General features: G+C 44.0%; 28 protein-coding genes, 1 other RNA gene and 1 other annotated feature. Of the genes, 24 read left to right on the top strand and 5 right to left on the bottom strand.

What is annotated here, in order from left to right; translation table 11 throughout:
* Positions 1–18 precede the first annotated feature (18 nt).
* Both rpiA and NL111_RS08120 read right to left on the bottom strand, forming a co-directional pair.
* Complete coding sequence (rpiA, locus tag NL111_RS08125; RefSeq protein WP_002832365.1) at positions 19–705, bottom strand: ribose-5-phosphate isomerase RpiA; 687 nt, start codon at positions 703–705, stop codon at positions 19–21.
* A gap of 10 nt (positions 706–715) precedes the next feature.
* On the bottom strand, positions 716–1,039 hold the full coding sequence (locus NL111_RS08120; protein ID WP_002832363.1) for a GNAT family N-acetyltransferase: 324 nt from the start codon (positions 1,037–1,039) through the stop codon (positions 716–718).
* Positions 1,040–1,167: 128 nt separating this feature from the next.
* Between NL111_RS08120 and NL111_RS08115 the strand changes: the two genes are divergently transcribed.
* The 15 genes from NL111_RS08115 (at position 1,168) to rplL (ending at position 12,968) form a co-directional block, all read left to right on the top strand.
* Positions 1,168–1,704, top strand: a complete 537-nt coding sequence (locus NL111_RS08115) for a dCTP deaminase/dUTPase family protein (protein WP_002832362.1) — start codon at positions 1,168–1,170, stop codon at positions 1,702–1,704.
* A 93-nt stretch (positions 1,705–1,797) separates the two neighbouring features.
* Positions 1,798–3,168 carry a DNA repair protein RadA gene (radA, locus tag NL111_RS08110; RefSeq protein ID WP_002832361.1) on the top strand — a complete coding sequence of 457 codons (1,371 nt, stop codon included), beginning with the start codon at positions 1,798–1,800 and terminating at the stop codon, positions 3,166–3,168.
* A gap of 115 nt (positions 3,169–3,283) precedes the next feature.
* The gene (locus NL111_RS08105) at positions 3,284–4,432 is read left to right on the top strand and encodes a PIN/TRAM domain-containing protein (protein WP_002832360.1); all 1,149 of its coding nucleotides are present in this window, start codon (positions 3,284–3,286) and stop codon (positions 4,430–4,432) included.
* Between the two features lie 124 nt (positions 4,433–4,556).
* A complete protein-coding gene (gltX, locus tag NL111_RS08100) occupies positions 4,557–6,044 on the top strand; it encodes a glutamate--tRNA ligase (protein WP_002832359.1) in 1,488 nt (495 codons plus the stop codon).
* Positions 6,045–6,200: 156 nt separating this feature from the next.
* Positions 6,201–7,619 (top strand): cysteine--tRNA ligase, encoded by a 1,419-nt coding sequence (gene cysS / locus NL111_RS08095; protein ID WP_024862956.1) that lies wholly within the window; start codon positions 6,201–6,203, stop codon positions 7,617–7,619.
* Positions 7,612–8,025: a Mini-ribonuclease 3 gene (locus NL111_RS08090; protein WP_004165556.1), complete on the top strand. Its 414-nt coding sequence runs from the start codon at positions 7,612–7,614 to the stop codon at positions 8,023–8,025. The genes cysS and NL111_RS08090 overlap by 8 nt, the downstream gene beginning before the upstream one ends.
* Positions 8,018–8,773 carry a 23S rRNA (guanosine(2251)-2'-O)-methyltransferase RlmB gene (rlmB, locus tag NL111_RS08085; protein ID WP_002832356.1) on the top strand — a complete coding sequence of 252 codons (756 nt, stop codon included), beginning with the start codon at positions 8,018–8,020 and terminating at the stop codon, positions 8,771–8,773. The genes NL111_RS08090 and rlmB overlap by 8 nt, the downstream gene beginning before the upstream one ends.
* Positions 8,774–8,909: 136 nt before the next feature.
* Positions 8,910–9,491, top strand: coding sequence for an RNA polymerase sigma factor (locus tag NL111_RS08080; protein WP_002832354.1), 582 nt, complete (start codon positions 8,910–8,912; stop codon positions 9,489–9,491).
* A 53-nt stretch (positions 9,492–9,544) separates the two neighbouring features.
* Positions 9,545–9,694 (top strand): 50S ribosomal protein L33, encoded by a 150-nt coding sequence (gene rpmG, locus NL111_RS08075; RefSeq protein WP_002832352.1) that lies wholly within the window; start codon positions 9,545–9,547, stop codon positions 9,692–9,694.
* Between the two features lie 12 nt (positions 9,695–9,706).
* Positions 9,707–9,877: a preprotein translocase subunit SecE gene (gene secE / locus NL111_RS08070; protein WP_002832350.1), complete on the top strand. Its 171-nt coding sequence runs from the start codon at positions 9,707–9,709 to the stop codon at positions 9,875–9,877.
* A 90-nt stretch (positions 9,878–9,967) separates the two neighbouring features.
* On the top strand, positions 9,968–10,516 hold the full coding sequence (gene nusG, locus NL111_RS08065) for a transcription termination/antitermination protein NusG (RefSeq protein ID WP_024862957.1): 549 nt from the start codon (positions 9,968–9,970) through the stop codon (positions 10,514–10,516).
* A gap of 128 nt (positions 10,517–10,644) precedes the next feature.
* The gene (gene rplK / locus NL111_RS08060) at positions 10,645–11,070 is read left to right on the top strand and encodes a 50S ribosomal protein L11 (RefSeq protein ID WP_002832348.1); all 426 of its coding nucleotides are present in this window, start codon (positions 10,645–10,647) and stop codon (positions 11,068–11,070) included.
* A 91-nt stretch (positions 11,071–11,161) separates the two neighbouring features.
* Positions 11,162–11,851 carry a 50S ribosomal protein L1 gene (gene rplA / locus NL111_RS08055; protein WP_285110134.1) on the top strand — a complete coding sequence of 230 codons (690 nt, stop codon included), beginning with the start codon at positions 11,162–11,164 and terminating at the stop codon, positions 11,849–11,851.
* A 47-nt stretch (positions 11,852–11,898) separates the two neighbouring features.
* Positions 11,899–12,024 (top strand) — a sequence feature (ribosomal protein L10 leader region).
* Positions 12,025–12,050: 26 nt separating this feature from the next.
* Positions 12,051–12,557 carry a 50S ribosomal protein L10 gene (gene rplJ, locus NL111_RS08050; protein ID WP_002832346.1) on the top strand — a complete coding sequence of 169 codons (507 nt, stop codon included), beginning with the start codon at positions 12,051–12,053 and terminating at the stop codon, positions 12,555–12,557.
* A 45-nt stretch (positions 12,558–12,602) separates the two neighbouring features.
* Positions 12,603–12,968 (top strand): 50S ribosomal protein L7/L12, encoded by a 366-nt coding sequence (gene rplL / locus NL111_RS08045; protein ID WP_002832345.1) that lies wholly within the window; start codon positions 12,603–12,605, stop codon positions 12,966–12,968.
* 351 nt (positions 12,969–13,319) lie between these two features.
* Here rplL and nrdF read toward each other — a convergent pair whose 3' ends face one another.
* The 3 genes from nrdF to nrdH all read right to left on the bottom strand — a co-directional run bounded on the left by nrdF (position 13,320) and on the right by nrdH (position 16,780).
* Positions 13,320–14,273: a class 1b ribonucleoside-diphosphate reductase subunit beta gene (nrdF, locus tag NL111_RS08040; protein ID WP_285110133.1), complete on the bottom strand. Its 954-nt coding sequence runs from the start codon at positions 14,271–14,273 to the stop codon at positions 13,320–13,322.
* Between the two features lie 18 nt (positions 14,274–14,291).
* Positions 14,292–16,457: a class 1b ribonucleoside-diphosphate reductase subunit alpha gene (gene nrdE / locus NL111_RS08035; protein ID WP_002832343.1), complete on the bottom strand. Its 2,166-nt coding sequence runs from the start codon at positions 16,455–16,457 to the stop codon at positions 14,292–14,294.
* Between the two features lie 92 nt (positions 16,458–16,549).
* Positions 16,550–16,780 carry a glutaredoxin-like protein NrdH gene (gene nrdH / locus NL111_RS08030; RefSeq protein WP_285110132.1) on the bottom strand — a complete coding sequence of 77 codons (231 nt, stop codon included), beginning with the start codon at positions 16,778–16,780 and terminating at the stop codon, positions 16,550–16,552.
* 221 nt (positions 16,781–17,001) lie between these two features.
* On the opposite strand from nrdH, the gene NL111_RS08025 reads away from it, so the two are divergent.
* The 9 genes from NL111_RS08025 (at position 17,002) to holB (ending at position 23,411) form a co-directional block, all read left to right on the top strand.
* On the top strand, positions 17,002–17,607 hold the full coding sequence (locus NL111_RS08025) for a class I SAM-dependent methyltransferase (RefSeq protein WP_002832340.1): 606 nt from the start codon (positions 17,002–17,004) through the stop codon (positions 17,605–17,607).
* Positions 17,600–18,085 (top strand): tRNA adenosine(34) deaminase TadA, encoded by a 486-nt coding sequence (gene tadA, locus NL111_RS08020; RefSeq protein WP_005916020.1) that lies wholly within the window; start codon positions 17,600–17,602, stop codon positions 18,083–18,085. Before NL111_RS08025 ends, tadA begins: the two co-directional genes overlap by 8 nt.
* 49 nt (positions 18,086–18,134) lie before the next feature.
* Positions 18,135–18,221, top strand: an RNA gene (gene ffs, locus NL111_RS08015) — signal recognition particle sRNA small type.
* A gap of 78 nt (positions 18,222–18,299) precedes the next feature.
* On the top strand, positions 18,300–20,036 hold the full coding sequence (gene dnaX, locus NL111_RS08010; protein ID WP_063504429.1) for a DNA polymerase III subunit gamma/tau: 1,737 nt from the start codon (positions 18,300–18,302) through the stop codon (positions 20,034–20,036).
* 15 nt (positions 20,037–20,051) lie between these two features.
* On the top strand, positions 20,052–20,366 hold the full coding sequence (locus NL111_RS08005; protein WP_002832337.1) for a YbaB/EbfC family nucleoid-associated protein: 315 nt from the start codon (positions 20,052–20,054) through the stop codon (positions 20,364–20,366).
* Between the two features lie 23 nt (positions 20,367–20,389).
* Entirely contained in the window at positions 20,390–20,989 is a 600-nt protein-coding gene (gene recR / locus NL111_RS08000; protein ID WP_002832336.1) for a recombination mediator RecR, read from the top strand.
* 424 nt (positions 20,990–21,413) lie between these two features.
* Entirely contained in the window at positions 21,414–22,043 is a 630-nt protein-coding gene (gene tmk / locus NL111_RS07995; RefSeq protein ID WP_004166122.1) for a dTMP kinase, read from the top strand.
* A 15-nt stretch (positions 22,044–22,058) separates the two neighbouring features.
* Entirely contained in the window at positions 22,059–22,394 is a 336-nt protein-coding gene (darA, locus tag NL111_RS07990; protein ID WP_002832332.1) for a cyclic di-AMP receptor DarA, read from the top strand.
* Positions 22,395–22,400: 6 nt separating this feature from the next.
* On the top strand, positions 22,401–23,411 hold the full coding sequence (gene holB / locus NL111_RS07985; RefSeq protein WP_285110131.1) for a DNA polymerase III subunit delta': 1,011 nt from the start codon (positions 22,401–22,403) through the stop codon (positions 23,409–23,411).
* The last annotated feature ends 4 nt before the right edge of the window (positions 23,412–23,415 follow it).

Here is a 23,415-nt window from a genome sequence, read left to right as displayed (position 1 = left end):
TTTGTTTATTAATAATAATTAAGGACGTGCTTGAAGAACTTCGGGTCCATCTTGCCGGCCGACGATTACCGTGTTAACCGTGTCTAAGAAGAGGCCTTGTTCGACAATTCCAACCTGTTTGATTAGGTAATCTGCCAAAGCATGCGGATCGTCAATTTCGTGTAAATGCAAGTCGATTACGTAATTTTTAGAGTCGGTTAAAACGTGATTACCGTTTTCATCCATGCGAAACTCAGGGTTGAATCCCTTGGCTTCTAATTTCTTGAAGACTTGCTTGCTACCATAAGGAATTACTTCAAGCGGGAGTGGGAAAGCGCCCAACTTGTCGACCATTTTAGATTCATCAACAATCCACATGTTCTTGCTGGAATTGGTTGCCACAATTTTTTCGAAGAGGTGGGCTGCCCCGCCACCTTTAATGCCTTGGAAATCGCTACTGATTTCGTCGGCACCGTCAATGGTCAAGTCGATGTGGTCAACTTCGTCAACTGACTTAACGGTAATTCCTAAATCGCGAGCTTGTTTAGCAGTGCGATCGGAAGTCGGAACCCCCACGATGTTTAAATTTTCTTCCTTAACGCGCTTACCTAAGGCGTCAACCATAAATTTAACCGTCGAGCCGGTTCCTAAGCCAACGGTCATGCCGTCTTCAATAAATTTAACGGCTTCGTTACCTACCAGTTTTTTTAGTTCATTTTGATCCATAATTATCTACTCACTTTCGGTTGATCAGATTTTTAACTTTTTCAGCAGTGATTTGCTCGTGCATATTCATGCCGGCAAGTTCGGGATGGTTTTGAAAGTACTTGAGGGCAAACGGGCAAAGCGGATAAATTTTTTGCTCCCGTTCCTTAGCAAATTCCACAAAATCAGCCATGATTTTGCCACCGATTCCGCGGCCGCGAAACTGGGGATTCACCAGAACTTCTTCACAGATCAAGGTTGCATGATCCGGCATTGGGGAATATAAAATTTGTCCGACCTGGTCGTTAGCGTCGTTTGTCCAAAATAGGCGATTTTCATCAAGGTTACGCTTCATTTTCCAAGCCTCCTTACCCTACTAATTGTCGTAAAGAAAGCGGATAAAGTCAATTGATTACCGAGATTTACGTTTACAAATTTTTGGATACAACGGATAATGAAATAAACATCATTGGGAGGAACGATATGAAACGAGGATTTGAGATTGTAAGCAGTTACGAAGGACAAGGATTGCATTTGCCACAACGGCAGACTAAGGCAGCCGCGGGGTATGATTTTGAAGCAGCCCGTGATTTTACGTTGCCAAGTATTTGGAAGATGGACTTCATTAAAGTGTTGTGGGCAATTCACCACCAAGAAGAAGTTTCTCCCGCGCAGCAACAATTGGCCCAAGCGGCTTTAAAACCTTACTTAGTGCCAACGGGAATTAAGGCCTACATGGCAGATGATGAATATTTAATGTTAGCTAACCGTTCCAGCAACCCGCTAAAACGAGGATTAATTTTACCTAACGGGGTGGGAATTGTTGACGCTGATTACTACAATAATTCCGGCAATGAAGGGGAAATTTTCTTCCAATTAATTAACTACGGAATTACGGACATCACCATTAAAAAAGGTGAACGGATTGGTCAAGGAATTTTCATGAACTATCTGACTGCGGATGGTGAAACGGGTAACCTTCAAACGCGGACGGGTGGCTTTGGTTCAACCAAACGATAATTAAAAATCAATAAAGGTCAAACAAATCACTAATAAATCTAGGTGATCCATGCTATTCTATAAGGTGATCACACGGATTGAGAGGACGGGAGAATGGCAAAAGTTAAGACCCAGTTTGTATGCAATAATTGCGGATACGCCTCCCCTAAATTTTTAGGACGCTGTCCCAATTGTGGTAAGTGGAACACTTTAGTTGAAGAACGGATGAGCGACCCAAAGGCCGAACGAAAAAGTCGGGTGAGCTTTGATGGCAAACATACGCAACCACAGTTGATTTCGGATGTTGCGATGCACGAGGAGCCCCGGGTAAAGACCGGGATGGAAGAACTTAACCGCGTGCTTGGTGGCGGGGTGGTTGACGGCTCCCTAGTCTTAATTGGTGGGGATCCTGGAATCGGAAAATCAACCCTGTTGTTACAGCTATCAGGACAGTTGGCAGAGACGCAACGCAAAGTACTTTACGTTTCGGGTGAAGAAAGTGCTTCCCAGATTAAGATGCGTGCCGAACGCTTGAAAGTTAATAGTGAGCGCTTCTATTTGTATCCAGAGACGGATATGTCTAGCGTGCGGGCGGTGATTGAGGAGTTACACCCCGAATACGTGATCATTGATTCGGTTCAGACCATGCAGGAACCGGATATTGAATCGGCGGTGGGGAGCGTTTCTCAAATTCGAGAAATTACCGCAGAATTGATGCAAATCGCGAAAACCAATAACATTACCATCTTCATCGTTGGTCACGTGACCAAGGGCGGCGCAATTGCGGGCCCTAAGATTTTGGAACACATGGTGGATACGGTGCTTTACTTTGAAGGTGATCTGCACCACACTTACCGGATCCTGCGGGCGGTGAAGAACCGCTTTGGTTCCACGAACGAATTAGGAATCTTTGAGATGCGCGAAGAAGGGTTACGCGAGGTGGCTAACCCGTCAGAAATTTTCTTAGAAGAGCGTTTAAAAGATGCTTCGGGATCGGCAATTGTAGTTTCAATGGAAGGAACTCGGCCGATTTTAGTTGAAATACAAGCCTTGATCACGCCCACCATCTTCGGCAATGCGCAGCGCACGGCGAGCGGGTTAGACCGCAACCGAGTTTCGCTGATCATGGCGGTGCTCGAAAAACGGGCAAAGCTTACTTTGCAAAACCAAGACGCCTATTTAAAGGCGGCGGGCGGCGTCAAGCTTGACGAACCCGCAATTGACTTAGCGTTGGCGATTAGTATTGTTTCAAGTTTTAAAAATCAGGGAACCCGGCCGACCGATAGTTTTGTTGGTGAAATCGGCTTAACTGGTGAAATTCGGCGGGTTAACCGAATTGAACAACGGGTCGCTGAGGCACAAAAGCTTGGTTTTAAGCGGATTTTGATTCCAAAGAATAATTTAAAGGGGTGGCAGCCCCCCGAAGGAATTGAAGTTGTAGGGGTAGCTACGATTGCCGACGCGATTCGGCGGGCATTTAATTAACGGTGCCGGTAACTAGAGCAAGGGCATTAAAAAGATAATTGATTGTTTGACGTACGAGTGTAGTTGGAAAGGTAACTTTTCGACTTGAATTTATTTAACACGAGGGGGAAAGAGAATGAAAGACATCAAGAAACGGATCGTCCAAGCGGTCTTCGCTTTGGCCGGTGGGGCGCTAGGAATGGCGTACCTACCGTTGATCTGGTTGATCTTCAAGATCAACACGATTGTTTTATTGAATAACCGAGTGACTAACTTTTTAATTGGGGCGGTTATTTTTTGGATTCTTTCCATTTTCTTGACGAGTTACGTCTTGAAAATGATGAAACGAATCGAAAAGGCGTTAATTGATACGTCGCCGCTATATTTAATTACCGGAAGCATTGGAACGGTATTGGGGCTAGTAATTGCAATTTTAATTTCGACCTTATTCTATCGGTCCCACGTTTTCTTTGTGAATACGGTAATTCCGCTGATTTTAATGCTAATGCTGGGTTATTTGGGTTACCGATTAGGAACAACCCGGTTTAACGAGTGGAAGAAGTTGTTCCAGACCCGGAAGCGCGATGGAAATAACCAAGTGCTTGACCGCCGGGCTGGTGAAAATTACCACCACTACAAAATTTTGGACACCAACATTTTGATTGATGGCCGGATTTACGATTTGGTGAAGACGGGATTGCTAGAAGGTACCCTGCTGGTTCCTAACTTTGTATTGTATGAATTACAGTACATTGCCGATTCTGCAGACAGCATTAAACGGGTGCGCGGCCGGCGCGGGCTGGATTTCTTAAACAAGTTACAGAGCGAAAAAATCATGCCCATTGAGATGTACGAAGGCGATTACGAAGAGATTGAAGAAGTCGACAGTAAGCTGATTCAGCTGGCCAAGGACAAGGACGCGGTAATTGTTACTAATGACTACAACTTAAACAAGGTGAGTCAATTCCAAAACGTTCAGGTACTCAACATTAATGAATTGGCTAACGCCTTGAAGCCGCGGGTAATTCCGGGTGAATCAATGAGCGTTCACGTGGTTAAGAATGGTACGGAACGGCAACAAGGGGTTGCTTACCTAGATGATGGAACGATGGTCGTGGTCGAAGACGGGAAGTTCTACATTGGAAAGACGATCGAAGTTATCGTTACGAGTGCAATTCAAACTGATGCGGGACGGATGATTTTCGCTAAGCCGATGCATTCCACGAAGGAAATTACCCACGATAAGCCGGACGAAAAGGAAGGCAAAAAGCCAGAATCTAAGTAAAGAATTGTTCAGCTTAAAGATTCAGGGGTCCGGAAGAAAAGTTTTTCCGTGGCTCACTTTATTTCTGTAGTAGATAAATGTAGAATAGAGACATTGTGACATAATTTTGGGAGAGGTGTTAATTTTGGCAAAGCAAGAAATACGCGTGCGGTATGCGCCAAGTCCAACGGGACATTTGCATATCGGAAACGCCCGGACAGCTTTATTTAATTATTTATTTGCTCGTCACTACAAGGGAAAGTTTATCTTAAGAATTGAAGATACCGACCAAAGTCGGAATATCGCCGATGGTGAACAAAGCCAAATCGATAACTTGAAGTGGTTAGGCATGGATTGGGATGAAGGTCCCGACAAACCCGGCGATTACGGTCCTTACCGGCAATCTGAACGAAAAGAGATTTACCAACCCCTGATCGACCAGTTGGTAGCGGAAGGCAAAGCTTACGAGTCATACATGACTGAAGAAGAGTTAGCCGCTCAACGCGAAGAACAACGGGCAAACGGTGAAATGCCGCATTACGTTGACGAATACGCTGGATTATCACCTGAAGAAAAAGCCCAAAAGATTGCTGACGCAAAGGCTGCGGGAATTCAACCCGTAATTCGGTTTAAGGTACCCGAACACAAGAAGTACGAATGGGACGATATTGTTAAAGGCCACGTTGCCTTTGATTCTGAAACCATCGGGGGCGACTTTGTTATCCAAAAACGGGATGGCATGCCGACCTATAACTTCGCGGTAGTAGTTGACGACCACATGATGAAGATCAGCCACGTTTTCCGTGGGGACGATCACGTTGCCAACACACCAAAACAATTGATGATTTACGAAGCTTTGGGCTGGGAAGCACCAAAATTCGGTCACATGAGCTTGATCATCAATAGTGAGACTGGTAAGAAGCTCAGTAAGCGGGATGAAACAATCCTTCAATTTATTGAACAATACCGGAGCTTAGGTTACCTACCAGAAGCAATGCTAAACTTCATCGTATTACTCGGTTGGTCTCCAGTGGGTGAAAGCGAAATCTTTACCCAACGCGAATTCATCAAGATGTACGATGAAAAACGGTTAAGCAAGTCTCCAGCGGCGTTTGACGCGAAGAAGTTAGAATGGATTAACAACCAATACGTGAAGGCTGCTGACGAGGATCGCATTATGCATTCCGCATTGCACCAATTGATCAAGGCGGGCAAGATTGAAACTGATCCTGCCCCAATGAAGATTGAATGGGCTCGTAAGTTAATTAACTTGTTCAAGCGGCAAATGAGTTACACTGCGCAAATTGTTGATTTTGCTGAACTATTCTTTAACGGTCCGGAAGACATTGACGAAGAAGCTAAGGCAGAAATGGCTAAGGATGATGCTTTACCAGTGCTTAAGGCTTTGGAAAAGAAGTTTGCTGACTTAGAAGTCTTTGACACGGTAAACATCTTGGCGGCTATTAAGGCGGTTCAAAAGGAAACCGGCGTTAAGGGTCGTAAATTGTGGATGCCGATTCGGATTGCAATTACTCACGAGATGCACGGACCAGAATTGCCAGAAAGCTTGGAATTGTTGGGCCACGAATTATCGATGAAGCATTTGCGAGCAATGATTGAAGAATTAAGCTAAATAAAAATAATTAGTTCATTTAATGAATGATTAAAAAGGGGCTGGAAAAGTAATTTCCTGAGGGAGAATGCTTTTTGGGCCTCTTTTCTTCTTTGCGTTAGCTTTTGTTTTCAATTATCATTAGGAGAGATAAAAATCCCCTGAGGGAGTGAAAAAATGATTAAACTATATAACACGATGACTCGTTCAAAGGAAGTTTTTAAACCTTTAGTTGATCAGCAGGTCTCCATGTACGTATGTGGACCAACCGTGTACAACTACATTCACATTGGAAATGCCCGCAGCGTAATTGCGTTTGATACCATTCGCCGTTACCTAGAATACCGCGGTTACCAGGTTCGATTTGTGTCTAACTTTACCGACGTTGACGATAAAATGATTAAGGCGGCCCAAGCCGAAAACATCACGGTTCCGGAACTAGCGGAACGCTACATTGCGGCATTTAAGGAAGACGTTCAGGCCCTGAACGTGGAACCAGCGACCGTAAATCCGCGAGCAACCGAAAATATTACGGACATCATCGCCTTCGTGGCGGACCTCATTGAAAAAGACTACGCCTACGTTGTGGAGGGCAACGTGTATTACCGGGCCCGGCGTTTTAAAAATTACGGCGCACTTTCCCACCAAAATATCGATGAACTAGAACAGGGTGCCAGCCAACACATTAACGACGAAGAAACGGCGCAAAAAGAAGATCCGATTGACTTTGCGTTGTGGAAGGCTGCTAAACCTGGCGAAATTGCTTGGGAAGCTCCATGGGGGAAGGGCCGTCCCGGTTGGCATATTGAATGTTCGGTCATGTCAACGAAGTATTTAGGCGACACCTTTGATATCCACGGGGGCGGCGAAGATTTACAATTTCCGCACCACGAAAATGAAATTGCTCAAAGTGAAGCCCGGACCGGCGTGCAGTTTGCCCGGTACTGGATGCATAACGGGTTTGTGACCGTGGGCGACGATAATGAAAAGATGAGTAAGTCCCTCGGCAACTTTGTCACGGTGCATGACTTAATTAAGCAAGTTAACCCGCAAGTTTTGCGGTTCTTAATGTCGACCACCCAATATCGCAAGCCAATTCAATATACTGAAACCAGCCTGCAAGACGCGAAAAACAACTTGGAAAAGTTGCAAAACGCCTACGTTAATTTAAATTATCGCCTCCAAACTGCTGATGGAGCTGCTGATCCAGCAGTTGATCAACAAGCCGCAGCGTTGCAAGCTGACTTTGTGGCGGCCATGGACGACGATTTTAACGCCCAAAATGGGATTACGGTAGTTTACGAATTTGCCCGCTTAATTAACGTTTATAGCGAACAAGCAACGGTAAATCATGAACAAATTGCCCGCTTAGCAAAACAATTTGCGGAAATGGCAGCAATTTTTGGTATTGAATTAGCAACCGCAACGGAAGCCCCAGCTGACGAAAAAATTGAAGCGCTCGTTAAGCAGCGTGACGCAGCCCGGGCTGCGCGCGATTTTGAAACTAGCGACCGTTTGCGGGATCAATTAAAAGAAATGGGGATTATTCTAGAAGATACCCCTCAAGGAACGCGTTGGAGAAAAAAAGATGAGTAAAGAGATTAATTATCAAGCAATTAACGGAATCGCCCTTGCTTATTTAGGGGATGCGGAATATGAAGTTTACATTAGAAGACATTTGATTGAAGAGGGCATGACCAAACCGAACCGCTTACACCACGTGGCAACCCGCTACGTGTCAGCAAAGGCCCAAGCGGCGTTAATTGACGCAATGCAAGAAAATGATTTTCTCACGGAAGCAGAATGGGAAGCCTTTAAGAAGGGCCGTAACGCTAAAAGCCACACTTCGGCTAAAAACACTTCCGTTTTAACGTATCGGATTTCGACTGGATTTGAAGCAATCGTTGGTTATTTATCCTTAACCAACCAAACTGAACGCCTAGACGAATTTGCACAGTGGTGTATTGATAAAGTAGAGGAAGGAAAATTACGTATTGAATAACGAAAACAAACAACAACCGGACTTCGTAATCGGCCGGCATCCGGCGATGGCTAGCTTAAAAAGCGGCCATTCGATCAATAAGGTTTTCATTCAAGAAGGCTTAAAATCGGAAAGTATCGGCCAAATTATTGCAAAGGCTAAGAAGCAGGGGCTGGTGATTCAACGGGTTTCTAAATCTAAATTGGATACGCTAGCTAACGGGCAAAATCATCAAGGAGTAGTTTTGGCGGTAGCATCCTTTGAATATGCTTCCTTAGAGCAAGTTTTTGAATTAGCGGAGTCTCGTAACGAAGCGCCGTTTGTGGTGATTTTAGATGGAATTGAAGATCCGCATAACCTTGGTTCGATTTTACGGACGGCAGATGCTGCCGGAGTTCATGGGGTAATTATCCCGAAACGGCGGGCGGTAGGTTTGACCAGCACGGTTGCCAAAACCTCGGCCGGGGCCATCGAACGGGTGCCCGTAGTGCAAGTTAATAATTTAGTGAACACTTTGAAAGAATTAAAGGATCGTGGTTTATGGATCTTTGGCACTGATATGGCAGGAACCGACTACCGGCGTTGGGACGCTACCGGCCCAGTTGGCTTAATCATCGGTAACGAAGGTAAGGGAATGGCGCGACTTACCAAAGAAAATGTTGACGAGATGTTAACCATCCCCATGGTGGGTGACATTCAAAGTTTAAACGCGAGTGTTGCTGCTGGTTTACTGATTTATCAGGGGTACAGCTCCCGTCATCCGTTATAAAACTAATTAACGAATAATTGACTGAAAAGTCGGTTATTCGTTTTTTTAACCCAAAAAAACCGGTTGGTAGTTCAGAAAAGGCTTGGTAGCATAACTTTCCGTAAAAGTAAGCGATTACAAAAAAGGAGAGGTTATAGTGCAACAAGTTGATTTAGATGAAGCCAAAATTATTGCGGAGGTCAAGGCAGATGACACGCACAATTTTGAACGATTGTTTAACAAGTATCACCCAATTATCAAAAAGATGCGTCAAAAGTACACCATCCGAAGTTTCGATTGGGATGATTGGATGCAAGAAGGCCGGATCGTCTTTTTTAACTCGGTGGTTAATTACGATGCGGATTTAAAAATTACGTTGGGAGCTTTTTTCAAAAATAATTTCCGCAACCGCATTTTTAGTATTTTACGTTTTGAAATGGCGTATAAACGAAAGGCGGGCTTTGCCGCGCAGTCGTTAGAAGAATTGAAAGAAGAAGCCGAGGTCTTAGGACAACAGGTTTCCCGGATTACTCCGCAGAACCAGTTGATGGTTAAAGAAACGTATGCGGAGTACGAAACGTTGTTGTCACCATTTGAAAAGGAAGTTTCGGTATTGCTTTTTCAAGGGCTACGGCCGGATCAGATTGCAGAACGGCTGGGATACGACGTTGCTAAAATTCAAAACGCGTTACTTAGGTGTAAACAAAAGTTAAGTCGCCAATTATACGAACACCGCTAATTGACATTCAGAAAAGAGCATGCTAAAGTTGAGTGACGATAAGGAGGGGTTTTATGTCCCAGAAAAAGATTGCTTTAGCATGTACGGTTTGCGGATCGCGAAATTACACAATTGTTGCGAATCCACAACGTACGGAACGTTTAGAAGTTAAAAAATATTGCAAACGTTGCAATAAGCACACCCTTCACAGTGAAACCAGATAGGAGGCGGGACATATGTTTCGGTTTTTAAAAAGCATTGGACAAGAAATGAAGGAAGTTGACTGGCCTAATTTTCGGCAGTTAAGACATGATTCGGCAACGGTAGTTTCCACGTCATTGTTCTTTGTGGCCTTCTTGGCACTGGTAGACTGGTTGATTCAATTATTCTTAAAGTTGTTTATCTAAATGGCTTTATGGGGATAATTTTGTTATAATTTGATTGTTGGTAAAAACTTCGTGTCTACGGAGTTTTTTTATTTTGGAAAAGGAGCGCTAATTTTGGAATCTGAAGAAAAGAAATGGTACGTTTTACATACTTACTCTGGTTACGAAAATAAAGTTAAAAATAACTTAGATTCTCGGGCAAAGTCCATGGGAATGGAAGACTACATTTTTCGGGTAGTCGTACCGGAAGAAGAAGAGATTGAAACCAAGAACGGTAAGGAAAAAACGGTTAAGAAAAACGAATTTCCGGGCTACGTATTGGTGGAAATGGTGATGACTGATGATTCCTGGTACGTGGTCCGGAATACACCGGGCGTAACCGGGTTCATCGGTTCTCATGGTTCCGGAAGTAAGCCAACGCCGCTGTTACCTGAAGAAGTTGATCGGGTGCTTCGCCGTTTGGGAATGACGGCTCGTCACGCGGATATTAACGTAGAAGTCGGCGAACTAGTTACCATCGTTGACGGAGCATTTGAAGGTTTGACTGGTAAAATTACCGAAATCGACCACAACAACATGAAACTGAAGGTTAACATTGACATGTTTGGTCGGGAAACCAGCACCGAATTAGATATCGACCAAATCGACAAAATTGATTAATTTCTAGTTTGATAATTTTTTTGGTCTATGGTAATATATCGTAGTATGCCTTGCATACTTAATGTGGGAGAAGAAATATAAATCTTCATCGTGACCACACACGGACTTATTTTAAGGAGGTACGTCTCGTGGCAAAGAAAGTAGCAAATATTGTTAAATTGCAAATTCCTGCAGGAAAAGCAACTCCAGCTCCACCAGTTGGACCAGCTCTTGGACAAGCAGGTATTAACATCATGGGATTCACAAAGGACTTTAACGCACGTACAGCTGACCAAGCTGGTATGTTAATTCCAGTTGTGATTACCGTTTATGAAGACCGTTCATTCGACTTCATTACAAAGACACCACCTGCTTCAGTTCTATTAAAGAAGGCTGCTGGTGTAGAACATGGTTCCGGCGAACCTAACACAAAGAAAGTAGCTAAGGTTACTTCTGCACAAGTTAAGGAAATCGCTGAAACAAAAATGCAAGATCTAAACGCTGCAGACGTTGAAGCTGCTATGCGCATGATCGAAGGTACAGCTCGTAGCATGGGCTTCGAAGTCGAAGGCTAATACGAAACTGTCGGATACTCTACTAAAGTAGATGTATCAAAGTGGGAGGAAAATCCGCTATAACCACATTTGCTAGGAGGAAAACACACAGATGGCTAAAAAAGGTAAAAAGTTTCAAGAAGCTGCAAAGCAAGTAGATTCGCTTAAAGCATACGCACCAAAAGAAGCTCTTGAATTAGTTAAGAAAATTGATTTTGCAAAGTTCGACGCTACTGTTGAAGTAGTTTACAAGTTGAACGTTGACACAAAGCAAGCTGACCAACAATTACGTGGTGCCGTTGTTTTACCAAACGGTACTGGTAAAGAACAAACCGTAGTTGTATTTGCTAAGGGTGCTAAGGCTGACGCAGCTAAGGCAGCTGGTGCAGACGTCGTTGGTGACGATGACTTAGTTCAACGCATCCAAGACGGTTGGTTAGACTTTGACGTTGCTATTGCAACTCCAGACATGATGGGCCAAGTAGGTCGTTTAGGACGGATCTTAGGACCTAAGAACTTAATGCCTAACCCTAAGACTGGTACAGTTACAATGGACGTTGAAAAAGCAGTTGCTGATTCTAAGTCTGGTAAGGTTACATACCGTACCGACCGCGACGGTAACGTTCATATGCCAATTGGTAAGGTTTCATTCGAAGCTGACCAATTACTTGGTAACTTACAAACAATCAGCGATACAATTGTTCGTTTACGTCCAGCATCTGTTAAGGGTGCTTACATCCAAAACGTTTCAGTTGCATCAACGTTTGGACCAGGAGTTAAGGTTGACTTTACTCAATTCTAAATTCTCTTGATTAGTTCTTCGGTCTGTGATATATTATCAAGAGTGAATTATAACTGAATAATTTACCTAAGACTCAGGTGGCCTTGCTTTGGCCTTAATATATTGCCTGCCGAGGAACGTATGAATTAATTCGTGTCTCAGAGTCTTTGAGTCACGGATTTTTTTATAGTTCAAACAAATCTCCAGGAGGTGAAACACATTGAGTAAAGAAGCTATCGCAAAGAAAGCTGCAATCGTTGATGAAGTTGCAGAAGAAATGAAGAACGCTGTTTCCGCAATCGTTGTTGATTCACGTGGTTTAACAGTTGCTGAAGTAACTGACTTACGTAAACAACTTCGTGATTCTGGAATCAAGTTCCGCGTGATCAAGAATAAGATTTTGACTCGCGCTGCTGAACAAGCAGGTTTTGAAGGTATGGATGATATTTTCGTTGGTCCTTCAGCCGTTGCATTTTCTGCTGAAGATGCCGTTGCCCCTGCTAAAATTTTGAAGCAATTTGCTGACAGCAACGACAACCTTTCCATCAAGGGTGGGGTTATCGAAGGTAAAGTGGCTGATATTGATACAATCAATACCTTCGCTACAATGCCTAGTCGTGAAGACTTGCTTGCAATGCTTGCTAATGAATTTATGTCACCAGTACGTGACGTTGCATACGCTCTTAAGGCTGTTGCTGATAAGAAGTCTGAAGAAGACGCTGCATAATCATTACATTACATTTAATTACAATTAATATTGGAGGAAACAAAAATGGCATTAGATAAAGACCAATTTATTGAAGACTTAAAAGGTGCTTCAATTTCTGACTTAAACGATCTTGTTAAAGCAATCGAAGACGAATTCGGTGTTTCAGCTGCTGCTCCAGTTGCTGCTGCAGGTGCTGCTGGCGGTGCTGCAGAAGCTAAGACATCATTCAACGTTGAACTTACTGGCGCTGGCTCAGCTAAGATCAAGGTTATCAAGGCAGTTCGTGAAATCACAGGTGCTGGCTTGAAGGACGCTAAGGACATGGTTGATAACGCTCCTACAGTTATCAAGGAAGACCTTTCCGAAGACGAAGCAAACGACATGAAGGCTAAGCTTGAAGAAGCTGGTGCTACAGTAGAAGTTAAGTAAGCTTAATTTCTACAAAAACCACCTTATCCCGGTTATTCCGGAATATAGGTGGTTTTTTTGTGTTTTCATAATCGGGATAAACGGGATATGGTGGATATTAATGTGGTACTTTTGTGGGTACATGGAAATTCGCGTACCCACATATGTACTTTAAAGGACGTAAGAGTAATTGGAGCATTATATAAGTAAACTTCCAAACGTACTGTGGTAAGGCCTTGTTAGCGATGTTAAAAGGGAGGTTAAGGTAGAGAGAAAGACAATGGATTTTATAGAACAAAAACAGCGCCCAGGATCTTCATCCTGAGCGCTGTTAATTTTTAGGGATTATTCAAATTTCAGTAAATTAGTTAACTAAATTTCGTAGTCTTCGTCACTCATTGGTTCTACGTTACCTAGACGGTAGCCATTACCAACTTGAGAGAAGAAGTCGTGATTAGACGTTCCGGTAGAAATTCCGTTCATAACGATTGGGTTAACGTCAGCTTCCGTATCGGGGAAGAGCGGGTCTTGTCCCAAGTTCATTAACGCCTTGTTAGCATTGTAACGGGTGAAGGTTAACACTTCTTCCGTCCAACCAACTTGATCGTAAACTTTATGAACGTATTTTTCTTCGTTAGCGTAAAGGTCGTATAAGAAGTTATACATCCAATCCTTAAGTTCTTGTTGTTCGTTTTCGCCAAGGTCTTTCACTCCTAATTGGAACTTGTAACCAATGTAAGTTCCGTGCACAGACTCGTCACGAAGGATTAATTTAATGATTTCAGCAACGTTGTTTAGCTTGTTATGCCCCAGGTAATAGAGTGGGGTGAAGAAGCCAGAGTAGAATAAGAACGTTTCGAGGAACACGCTGGAAATCTTCTTTTTCAATGGGTGACCATCATCATGATATAAGTCATAAATAAACTTAGTTTTGTTTTGGAGGAACTCTTCAGAGTCACTCCATTCAAAAATTTCATCAATTTCTGTAGGAGTATTCAACGTTTCAAAGATTGATGAATAACTTTTAGCATGGACAGATTCCATGAATTGAATGTTATTCAAAACGGCAGTTTCGTGCGGTGTCCGAACGTCCTTACGTAAGGCTGCCATCCCGTCTTGTGATTGTAAGGTATCGAGGAGAGTCAAGCCCCCAAAAACGTGTCCAACCACCCATTGATGGTCCTCATCAAGTTCACGCCAATCACTAAGATCGTTAGAAATTGGAATTCGGGTGTCTAACCAAAACTGTTCGGTTAGCTTTTCCCAAGTTGCTTTATCAATCTGATCCGAAATTGCGTTCCAGTTGATTGCTTCATAATTTGCCATTATACAAATCCTCCATCGTTAAATTGAGCAGCTTTCACATTGGTTAACGCCGACTTCGCCATCATTATCCGTGAAGGTCCGAATGTAGTAAATCGACTTGATCCCTTCGTGGTGTGCGTAATTGCGCAGGATATTTAAATCGCGAGTCGTCATTTTGTTTGTTCGACCATTCTTCCAGTCGTAAATCCCGTCTGGAATGGTTGAGCGCATGAAGAAGGTCATGCTCATTCCTTGATCCACATGTTGTTGCGCAGCGGCGTAAATATCAACAACTTTGCGCATGTCAATATCATAGGCCGACTGATAATATTTTAACGTATCATTGGACAAATATGGGGCTGGATAGTAAATTTTTCCAATTTTCTTTTCTTGGCGTTCTTCGACCCGGTTAACGATCGGCTGTAAACTAGCCGTTGCGTCGTTAATGTAAGAAATTGAACCGGTTGGGGCAACCGCCATTCGGTTTTGATGGTAAAGGCCGTCTTGCATAACGGCTTGCTTTAGGTCTGCCCAGTCTGCGGTAGTCGGAATGTCGATTCCTTGGAAGAGTTCCTTTACCCGCGCTGACTTAGGTCCAAAGTCTTGAGCTAGGTATTTGTCGAAGTATGAACCATCCGCGTACTTGCTCTTTTCAAAGTTGTGGAAAACTTGTCCGCGTTCTTTAGCAATCTTGTTGGAAGCCCGGAGCGTCCAGTAGTTAAGCAACATGAAGTAAACACTGGTGAATTCAACGGAATCAGGTTCGCCATAGTAGAGGTGGTTCTTTGCTAAGTAACCGTGTAAGCCCATTGCGCCAAGCCCAATCGTGTGGGCAAGGGCGTTTCCGTGTTGGATGGACGGCACCACGTCAATATCGGAATGGTCGGTTACGAAGGTCAACGCCCGAACCATGGTTTCTACCGATTTACCAAAGTGAGGAGTTGCCATCATGTTAACAATGTTTGTGGAACCTAAGTTACAACTAATGTCGGTTCCTAACTCCGTGTAGTTTTGTTTGTTGTCAATTACGGAAGGAGTTTGAACCTGCATAATCTCTGAACAGAGGTTACTCATTACGATCTTACCGTAAATTGGGTTTTCCCGGTTGGCAGTATCCACGTTCACCACGTAAGGGTAGCCAGATTCTTGTTGGAGCTTCGAAATTTCATTTTCGATATTCCGCGCTTTAACTTTGTATTTCTTGATTTCCGGATTGTTAACTAAGTTGTCGTATTCCTTCGTAATATCTACGTAAGCGTAAGGTTTACCGTAAACTTTTTCAACGCTGTAAGGGCTGAATAAGTACATGTCTTCGTCATGCTTAATCAATTCGTAGAATTTATCGGGAACTACGACACCCAATGAAAGGGTCTTAACCCGAATCTTTTCGTCGGCGTTTTCCTTCTTAGCTGAAAGGAAGGAAACGATGTCCGGATGGAAAACGTTTAGGTAAACTACTCCGGCTCCTTGCCGTTGACCAAGTTGGTTAGCGTAAGAAAAACTGTCTTCAAGCAATTTCATTACGGGAACTACGCCACTTGCAGCGCCTTCGATTCCTTTAATTGGCGCGCCAGCTTCCCGCAGGTTAGTGAGGTTAATTCCGACCCCGCCGCCTAATTTGGAAAGTTGCAGGGCAGAGTTAATCGTCCGGCCAATCGAGTTCATGTCGTCATTGGCCTGAATTAAAAAGCAAGAGACTAGTTCACCACGATGTTTTCTACCAGCATTTAAAAAGCTAGGGGTAGCTGGTTGATAACGTTGGTGAATAATTTCGTCAGCAATTTGCATTGCTAACTCTTCGTCGCCATCACCAAAGTAAAGGGCGTTCATGGCAACGCGGTCAACGAAGTTTTCTAAGTAATATTCGTTATCGTTAGTCTTTAAAGCGTATTGGGCATAGAATTTATAAGCCGCCATGAAAGAGCGGAAATGGAAATTTTGTGCACGCAAATAATCGTAAAGCTTTTCAATGAAGTCAAAGGAATATTTTTCCATAAGTTCGGCTTCAATGTAGTCTTCCTCAAGGAGGTAGTCAAAGCGTTCACGCAGGCTTGCAAATTGCTTGGTGTTAGCTTGCACGTTTTCCTTTAGAAAGGCTGCAAGGGCTTCTTGATCTTTATGTAGCGGAATTTGGTTGTCAACGGGGATGTTGATTTCATTGTTTAAGTCGTAATAGGTAACGTCGGTTAGATCCTTTAAGCTCATATTTGGGTGTACTCCTTAAATTTCGAAATAAAAAAACGCTCCATCTGTAACAAAGGAACGTGGACACTAAATCAACAAACTAACAATTTAAATTAAATCGCTAATTTTTTTAACAAGTCTGGACGAAAACCAGCAATTGCATCATCTTCAGAAAATTGAACTACGGGAACGGCTTGGAAACCGCGGCCTTTTAATTCGTCAATGTATTCTGGATGTATGTTGATGTTGCGTTCTTCAAATTCAACTCCGTTTTCACTTAGAAAACGCTTGGTCATTTTGCATTGCATGCAATTGTTTTTAGTGTAAACAACGACTTTTTTCATGGTGACTCCCCCTCTTATTTATTCTTTCTGTCTGCATTTAAGTATACAACATTTCGGACCGATTTCAACAAAAAAGCACATCATCTGGTGTCTTTAACGGGTCAAAACTACCAGATGTTGTGCTACGCCGGCATTCACCGAGCAATAAAAATTATTTTAATTAAGTTGGTATCCAAATTTACAATACGTTATCATACTAATAGAGATTGGAGGACTTTTCAATGACAGATTATTATTTCACGGAGAATCCTAACGTGGAACACGATGAAAAGCATTGGCGTTACACACTTTTGGGGCACGAATTAAATTTTGTGTCGGACAACGGAGTTTTTTCAAAGAACACCGTTGACTTTGGTACCCGGACATTATTAGAAGCTTTGCCACTGGATGTTCCCCAAAGTTCAATTTTAGACGTGGGCTGCGGATATGGTCCAATGGGAATTGCGCTAGCTAAGCAATTCCCTGAAGCACGAGTGGAGATGACCGACGTTAACGAACGGGCGTTAGCACTTGCTGAGCGGAATGCAGAAGCCAATGGCGTAGCTGCACGTACGCGAGTTTACCATTCGGATGCTTACGAAGCGGTAGCTAAAACTGATTTTACAACGGTCGTTTCTAACCCGCCGGTTCGGGCCGGAAAAACGGTGGTGAACGCCATCATTACCGGTGCTAAGGAGCACTTAACGAAGGGCGGCCAGCTGATCATCGTTTTACAAAAGAAGCAGGGGGCGCCATCCGCAAAGAAATTAATGGCGGAAACTTTTGGCAACGTAACGGTACTAAAGAAAAATAAAGGATATTACATTTTAAGAAGTGAGCATGAGTAAATTAAGTGAAGCAGAAGTTCAATTTTATATGGGAGAAGCCTTAAAGGAAGCCCAGTTTGCCAAAATGATTGATGAAGTGCCGATCGGAGCCGTAGTGGTGCATGATGGCAAAATTATTGGCCGGGGACATAACCTTCGGGAGCACTCCCAAGACGCGACCACGCATGCCGAGGTGTTGGCCATCACGGAAGCTTGCGCGTATTTACGAAGCTGGCGTCTGTGGGATTGCCAATTATTTGTCACGATTGAACCGTGCTTGATGTGTAGCGGGACAATCATCAATTCTCAAATCCCGGAAGTGTACTTTGGCGCACGGGATCCGAAGGCGGGCGCAGTCCGAAGTTTGTATACGGTCTTAGAAGACCAGCGTTTAAATCACCAGGTGGAAGTCCGCGAAGGGGTGGCTGCAGACCAAGCGGCCGGGTTAATGAAAAGTTTCTTCAAGGCAATTCGCGAACGTCGAAAAAAAAATCGGTAAAATAGTGGAAATTTTATTAAAATTCGAGTATCATAGTTATTGCCGTAAGGCCTTGAGGCAAGGTTGGACTTACGAATTGTGTCAGGTCCGGAAGGAAGCAGCACTAAGTATGCTCTGGCTTGTGCCTTAAGTTATTGAGCAAATCAACGGAACTCTTAGTCCATCGGGGCTAAGGGTTCTTTCTTTAAAAACAGAAATCGGGGAAGGAAATTTAATGAGTTATCAAGCATTGTACCGCGTTTGGCGGCCGCAGAAGTTTGCCGACATGGTTGGTCAAGAAGTGGTTACCAGAACTTTGAAAAATGCGTTAATAACTAAGCAGACTAGTCATGCGTATCTGTTTACGGGTCCCCGGGGAACGGGGAAGACCTCGGCAGCTAAGATTTTTGCTAAGGCGGTTAACTGTCATTACTTAAAAGATGGCGAACCGTGTAATGAATGTGCGACTTGTCGGGCAATTACGGACGGTAATTTAAATGACGTGATTGAAATTGACGCGGCCTCGAACAACGGGGTTGAAGAAATTCGTGATATTCGTGATAAGGCAAAGTACGCACCCACGGAGGCAGATTATAAGGTTTACATTATCGACGAAGTGCACATGCTGTCGACGGGGGCGTTTAACGCACTCCTCAAAACTTTGGAAGAGCCGCCGACTAACGTAATCTTCATTTTAGCGACGACCGAACCCCAAAAAATTCCGCTAACAATTATTTCACGGACCCAACGGTTTGATTTTAAGCGTATTACCCCGACCCAAAGTTACGACCGGATGGTTTATATTTTGGAACAAAAGGGGATTGAATACGATCCTAAGGCGTTATCAATCATCGCCAAGGCTGCGGAAGGCGGAATGCGGGATGCACTCAGTATTCTGGACCAGGTTATCTCGTTTGGAAACGAAACGGTAACGATGGACAACGCGTTGCTGGTAACCGGGAGCGTTAACCAGCAGTTACTGGATCAATACCTAACCCAGATTTTCGAAAAGGATACTCCCGCAGCGTTAGAAACGTTGCACCAAATTTTGGACGAAGGTAAGGACGGTCAGCGGCTGATTGAAGATCTGATTGCGGTAGAACGCAACCTGCTTTTATACCAAGAAGATCCCCAGCTAGTTAAGGAACAGAGTTTGAGCGACCTTAGCGAAGACTTTGTCAAAGAAGCGGACATGGTTAGCGGCAGCGAGTTGTACGAAATGATCGACACGTTAAACCAGATTCAACAACAAATGCGGTTTACGACGCACCCTGACGTTTACCTGGAAGTGTTGACGATTAAGCTCTCTCAGCGGTCCGCAACTCCAGCGAGTGCGACAGCAGATAACGAAGAGGTACAACAGCTTAAAAATGAAGTTGACCGTTTGCAGGGGGAGGTTAACCGCCTCAAAGAGCGGACAACTTCTGCAGCCCCCGCGCCTGCTAAACCAGCATCCGCAGCGCCGAAAAAACGGGCTTCGGGAGGTCGCAACGTGAAGACGCCGGCCAACCTGACTAAAATTTACCCAATTTTGGAGAACGCCACTAAAGATAGCTTGGTGGAAATGCAAAACCTTTGGCGCGATTTGATGGATATGCTATCGGTCACGAAACGAGCCTTGATGCACGTTTCTAAACCAGTGGCTGCCAGCGAAGAGGGCGTCGTGGTGGCTTTCGATTATGACTTTTTGTTTGAAAAGGCTGTGGATAATGAAAGCTTGCGTGACGAATTACAACAAAATTTGGCTAAGCTAACTGGTTCAGATTATCAAGTTGTCTATGTTACAGTTGAAGAGTGGCCAACGGTGCGGGCAGAATTTATTAAAACGCACCATTTAAGTAAGGAAACCGAAAGTGCATCTAAAGAGGAAGAACCGTCCCAACCAACGACGGTGGCCCCTGAAGATAGCGCCGTAGTGGAAAAGGCTGTGGAACTATTCGGTTCCGAAAACGTTAATGTAAAAAATGATTAAAGGATGGTAATGACTATGCGTGGTGGAATGGGAAACATGCAAAATATGATGCGTCAAGTACAAAAGATGCAAAAACAAGTGACGGAAGAACAAGAACGACTAAACGAAACCGAATTTATCGGCGTTGCGCCCGATGACATGGTGAAGGTAACCTTTACCGGAAACCATAAGATGAAGGACATCGTTATTAATCCAGAAGCCATTGACGAAGACGACCCCGACATGTTGCAAGATTTAGTAGTTGCCGCGGTTAACGACGCAATGAGCAAAATCGACAGTGAAACCAACAAGACCATGGGGAAATACACTAAGGGAATTCCCGGACTATAAAAGAATCGTAGGTGAGTGTCCGGATGCAATATCCAGAACCAATTGCTAAGTTAATTGATAGTTTTATGAAGTTACCAGGGATTGGCTATAAAACCGCGACCCGGTTGGCCTTCTTTACGCTTGATATGCAAAAAGATGATGTGACGGACTTCGCCAAGGCGTTAATTTCTGCACAACGTGACTTACGTTTTTGTAGCATTTGTGGCAACATCACGGAAGACGACCCTTGTGATATTTGCCAAGATGCAAGCCGGGACCAAAAAACGGTCCTAGTCGTTGAAGATTCCAAGGACGTAATGTCAATGGAACAAATGAAGGAATATCATGGACTTTACCACGTGCTACACGGCGTGTTGTCGCCAATGGACGGGAAGGGGCCCGAAGATATTAACATCGCGAGCTTGCTGACCCGGCTCCAGAAAAACGAAGCAATCAAGGAAGTAATCATTGCGACTAACGCCACTCCCGAGGGGGAAGCGACCGCAATGTATATCTCTCGATTGATTAAGCCTTCGGGTATTAAGGTAACCAGACTGGCGCACGGACTTTCCGTGGGGAGTGACATTGAGTATGCTGACCAGATGACTTTGTATAAAGCGGTCGAAGGTCGGACAGAGATGTAATGATCCGAGCACGGTAAGCTAATTTAAATGGAGAGCTTCTAAAGTTCCGGTCGTATCAAAGAGCTTCATGACTACGAAATTGGTCATGGGGCTCTTTTTGATTTACCGTTGGTTCTTTCGACCAGGGTTGTTAGAATGAAGTGGGAGCTGTGGAAAACTTTTTAGTTTACGAACAACTGCACTCCTCCCAGTAGGCTGTGCAAAACTTAACCATTTGGTGGCAAATATAAAGACTGCGGGATTAAATAACTGGCCGGAGAAATGCATTGCGCCAACTATTTTAAAAAATTTAAAATATCGACGCTGACCGGCATATCAAAGGCTAAACCGGGACGAGTTTTTAGAGTAGTTAATAGACAGTCTAGAAAATCTAAAGTAGAATAAAAATAATCAATATAAAAAATCATAAGGTAGGGAATAACTGGTGAATGGGCATTTTATTTCATTTGAAGGGCCTGACGGGGCTGGCAAAACAACGATTTTGGAGGCGATGGTGGAGCATTACCGCACTCGACTTGCAGATCGTTTGACGGTGACCCGCGAACCCGGAGGCAATCCGATTTCAGAGGCAATTCGCGCAATTATTTTGGATAAAAATAACACAGAAATGGATGCTCGAACGGAAGCTTTGTTATATGCGGCAGCCCGTCGGCAACATTTGACGGAAACAATTTTACCGGCGTTAGCACGCGGTCAGGTAGTTTTCTGTGACCGTTACGTGGATAGCTCGATTGCGTACCAAGGAGCCGGACGTGAAATTGGCCCGGAAGCAGTCTACCAAATGAACTTGTTTGCTACGGAGGGGTGTTTACCGGAAAAAACTATTTATTTAGACGTGAGCGCTGAAGTGGGCTTAAAACGGATCATGACTCACCGCACCGACGATGTTGATCGACTTGATTTAGAGCAGCTTGATTTTCACGAACGAGTTCGTGACGCCTATTTAGCATTAGCCAAACGGTATCCGGAACGAATCGTGGTGATTGATGCTAGTCAATCAATTGGCGACGTAAAAAAAGCAGTTATCAATGTTTTAGACCAAATTTTAAAATAGTGGGGGAAACACATTATGGCAACCAAATTAGTTATTGCAATTGTTCAAGATAAGGACGCTAACCATCTTAGTGATCAATTTATTGACCAAAACATCCGGGCAACTAAATTATCGACTACCGGAGGATTTTTACAATCTGGGAACACCACCTTTTTAATCGGGGTGGAAGAAGAACGGGTTCCAATGGTTCTAGATACCATTAAAAAGGCTAGTCACTCCCGGGAAGAGTTCATGACCCCATCGGTAAATATGGACGTGAATATGGAAGGGGCAACCGGGTATCCAATTAAGGTCCAAGTCGGTGGAGCTACGGTATTTGTCTTGCCGGTTGACCAATTCGAACGGTTCTAAACGGCCTTGACAGCAGCAGTAAAGAATCCGGCCGTAACTAAACAACCCGCGGTCATCGAACGTTTTCAACAAATGATTGACAACCGCCACCTCGCACACGCCTACTTGCTAACCGGCGCAAGCGGAACTGGCAAAAAAGAGGTGGCCCGGTGGGTTGCCGAGCTGCTATTTTGTCAAAACTTACAAGACGGGATGCCCTGTGGAAAATGTGAAGAATGTCATCGAATTAGTACTGGGCAGCATCCCGACGTAGTAGAAATCGAACCCGACGGCCAGTCGATCAAGGTCGATCAGGTTCGATTTTTAAAGGCCGAATTTTCCAAAAGCGGGGTCGAAGGAAATCGGAAGGTTTTCATTATCGACCAGGCGCACTTAATGACTACCAGTGCGGCAAATAGTTTGCTGAAATTTATTGAGGAGCCGGCGGGGAACGTGACCGCCTTCTTACTCACGGAAAGCAAAAATTTAATTTTGCCAACCATCATGTCGCGAACGGAAATTATCGAGCTGAAACCGCTTCAGAAAAGTCAGCTAGTTGCTGAACTAACTGCGGACGGTGAGGTAACGGAGAGCACCGCCCATCTGTTAGTTCGGTTAACTAGCGACCGTGAAGAAATGCAGAACTTGTTAGAAAATAATTGGATAGAAGACGCGCATAAGGCTCTTGAAAAATGGTTTGGTGCCGTTACCAAGGGCGACATGAGTGCATTTGTGGACGTCCAAACTCGGATTATTGGACTAGCTAAGGACCGGGAACACCAAGCAATTGTTTTAGACATGATGATGTTGTACGCGATGGATTTGTTGGCACTTAAGTTTGGTCAAGTCGACCTTACGTACCTTACTGATCAAGCAGCGTTACGTCAGGTCGCGGAGCAAACAACGGTCAGCCAGTTGCTTAAGGTTAGCGATTTACTATTGCCGTTACGCGGGAAGCTAAAGCAAAATTTGAATTTTCAGGGAATTGTGGAAAAAGTGACAATTGAATTATGTGATATTTTTAAAATGAGAGGGTGATAGT

It is taken from the genome of Pediococcus sp. AC40, assembly GCF_030252485.1.
Lineage (GTDB): Bacteria > Bacillota > Bacilli > Lactobacillales > Lactobacillaceae > Pediococcus > Pediococcus acidilactici.
This window is presented reverse-complemented; position numbering and strand designations above follow the sequence as displayed.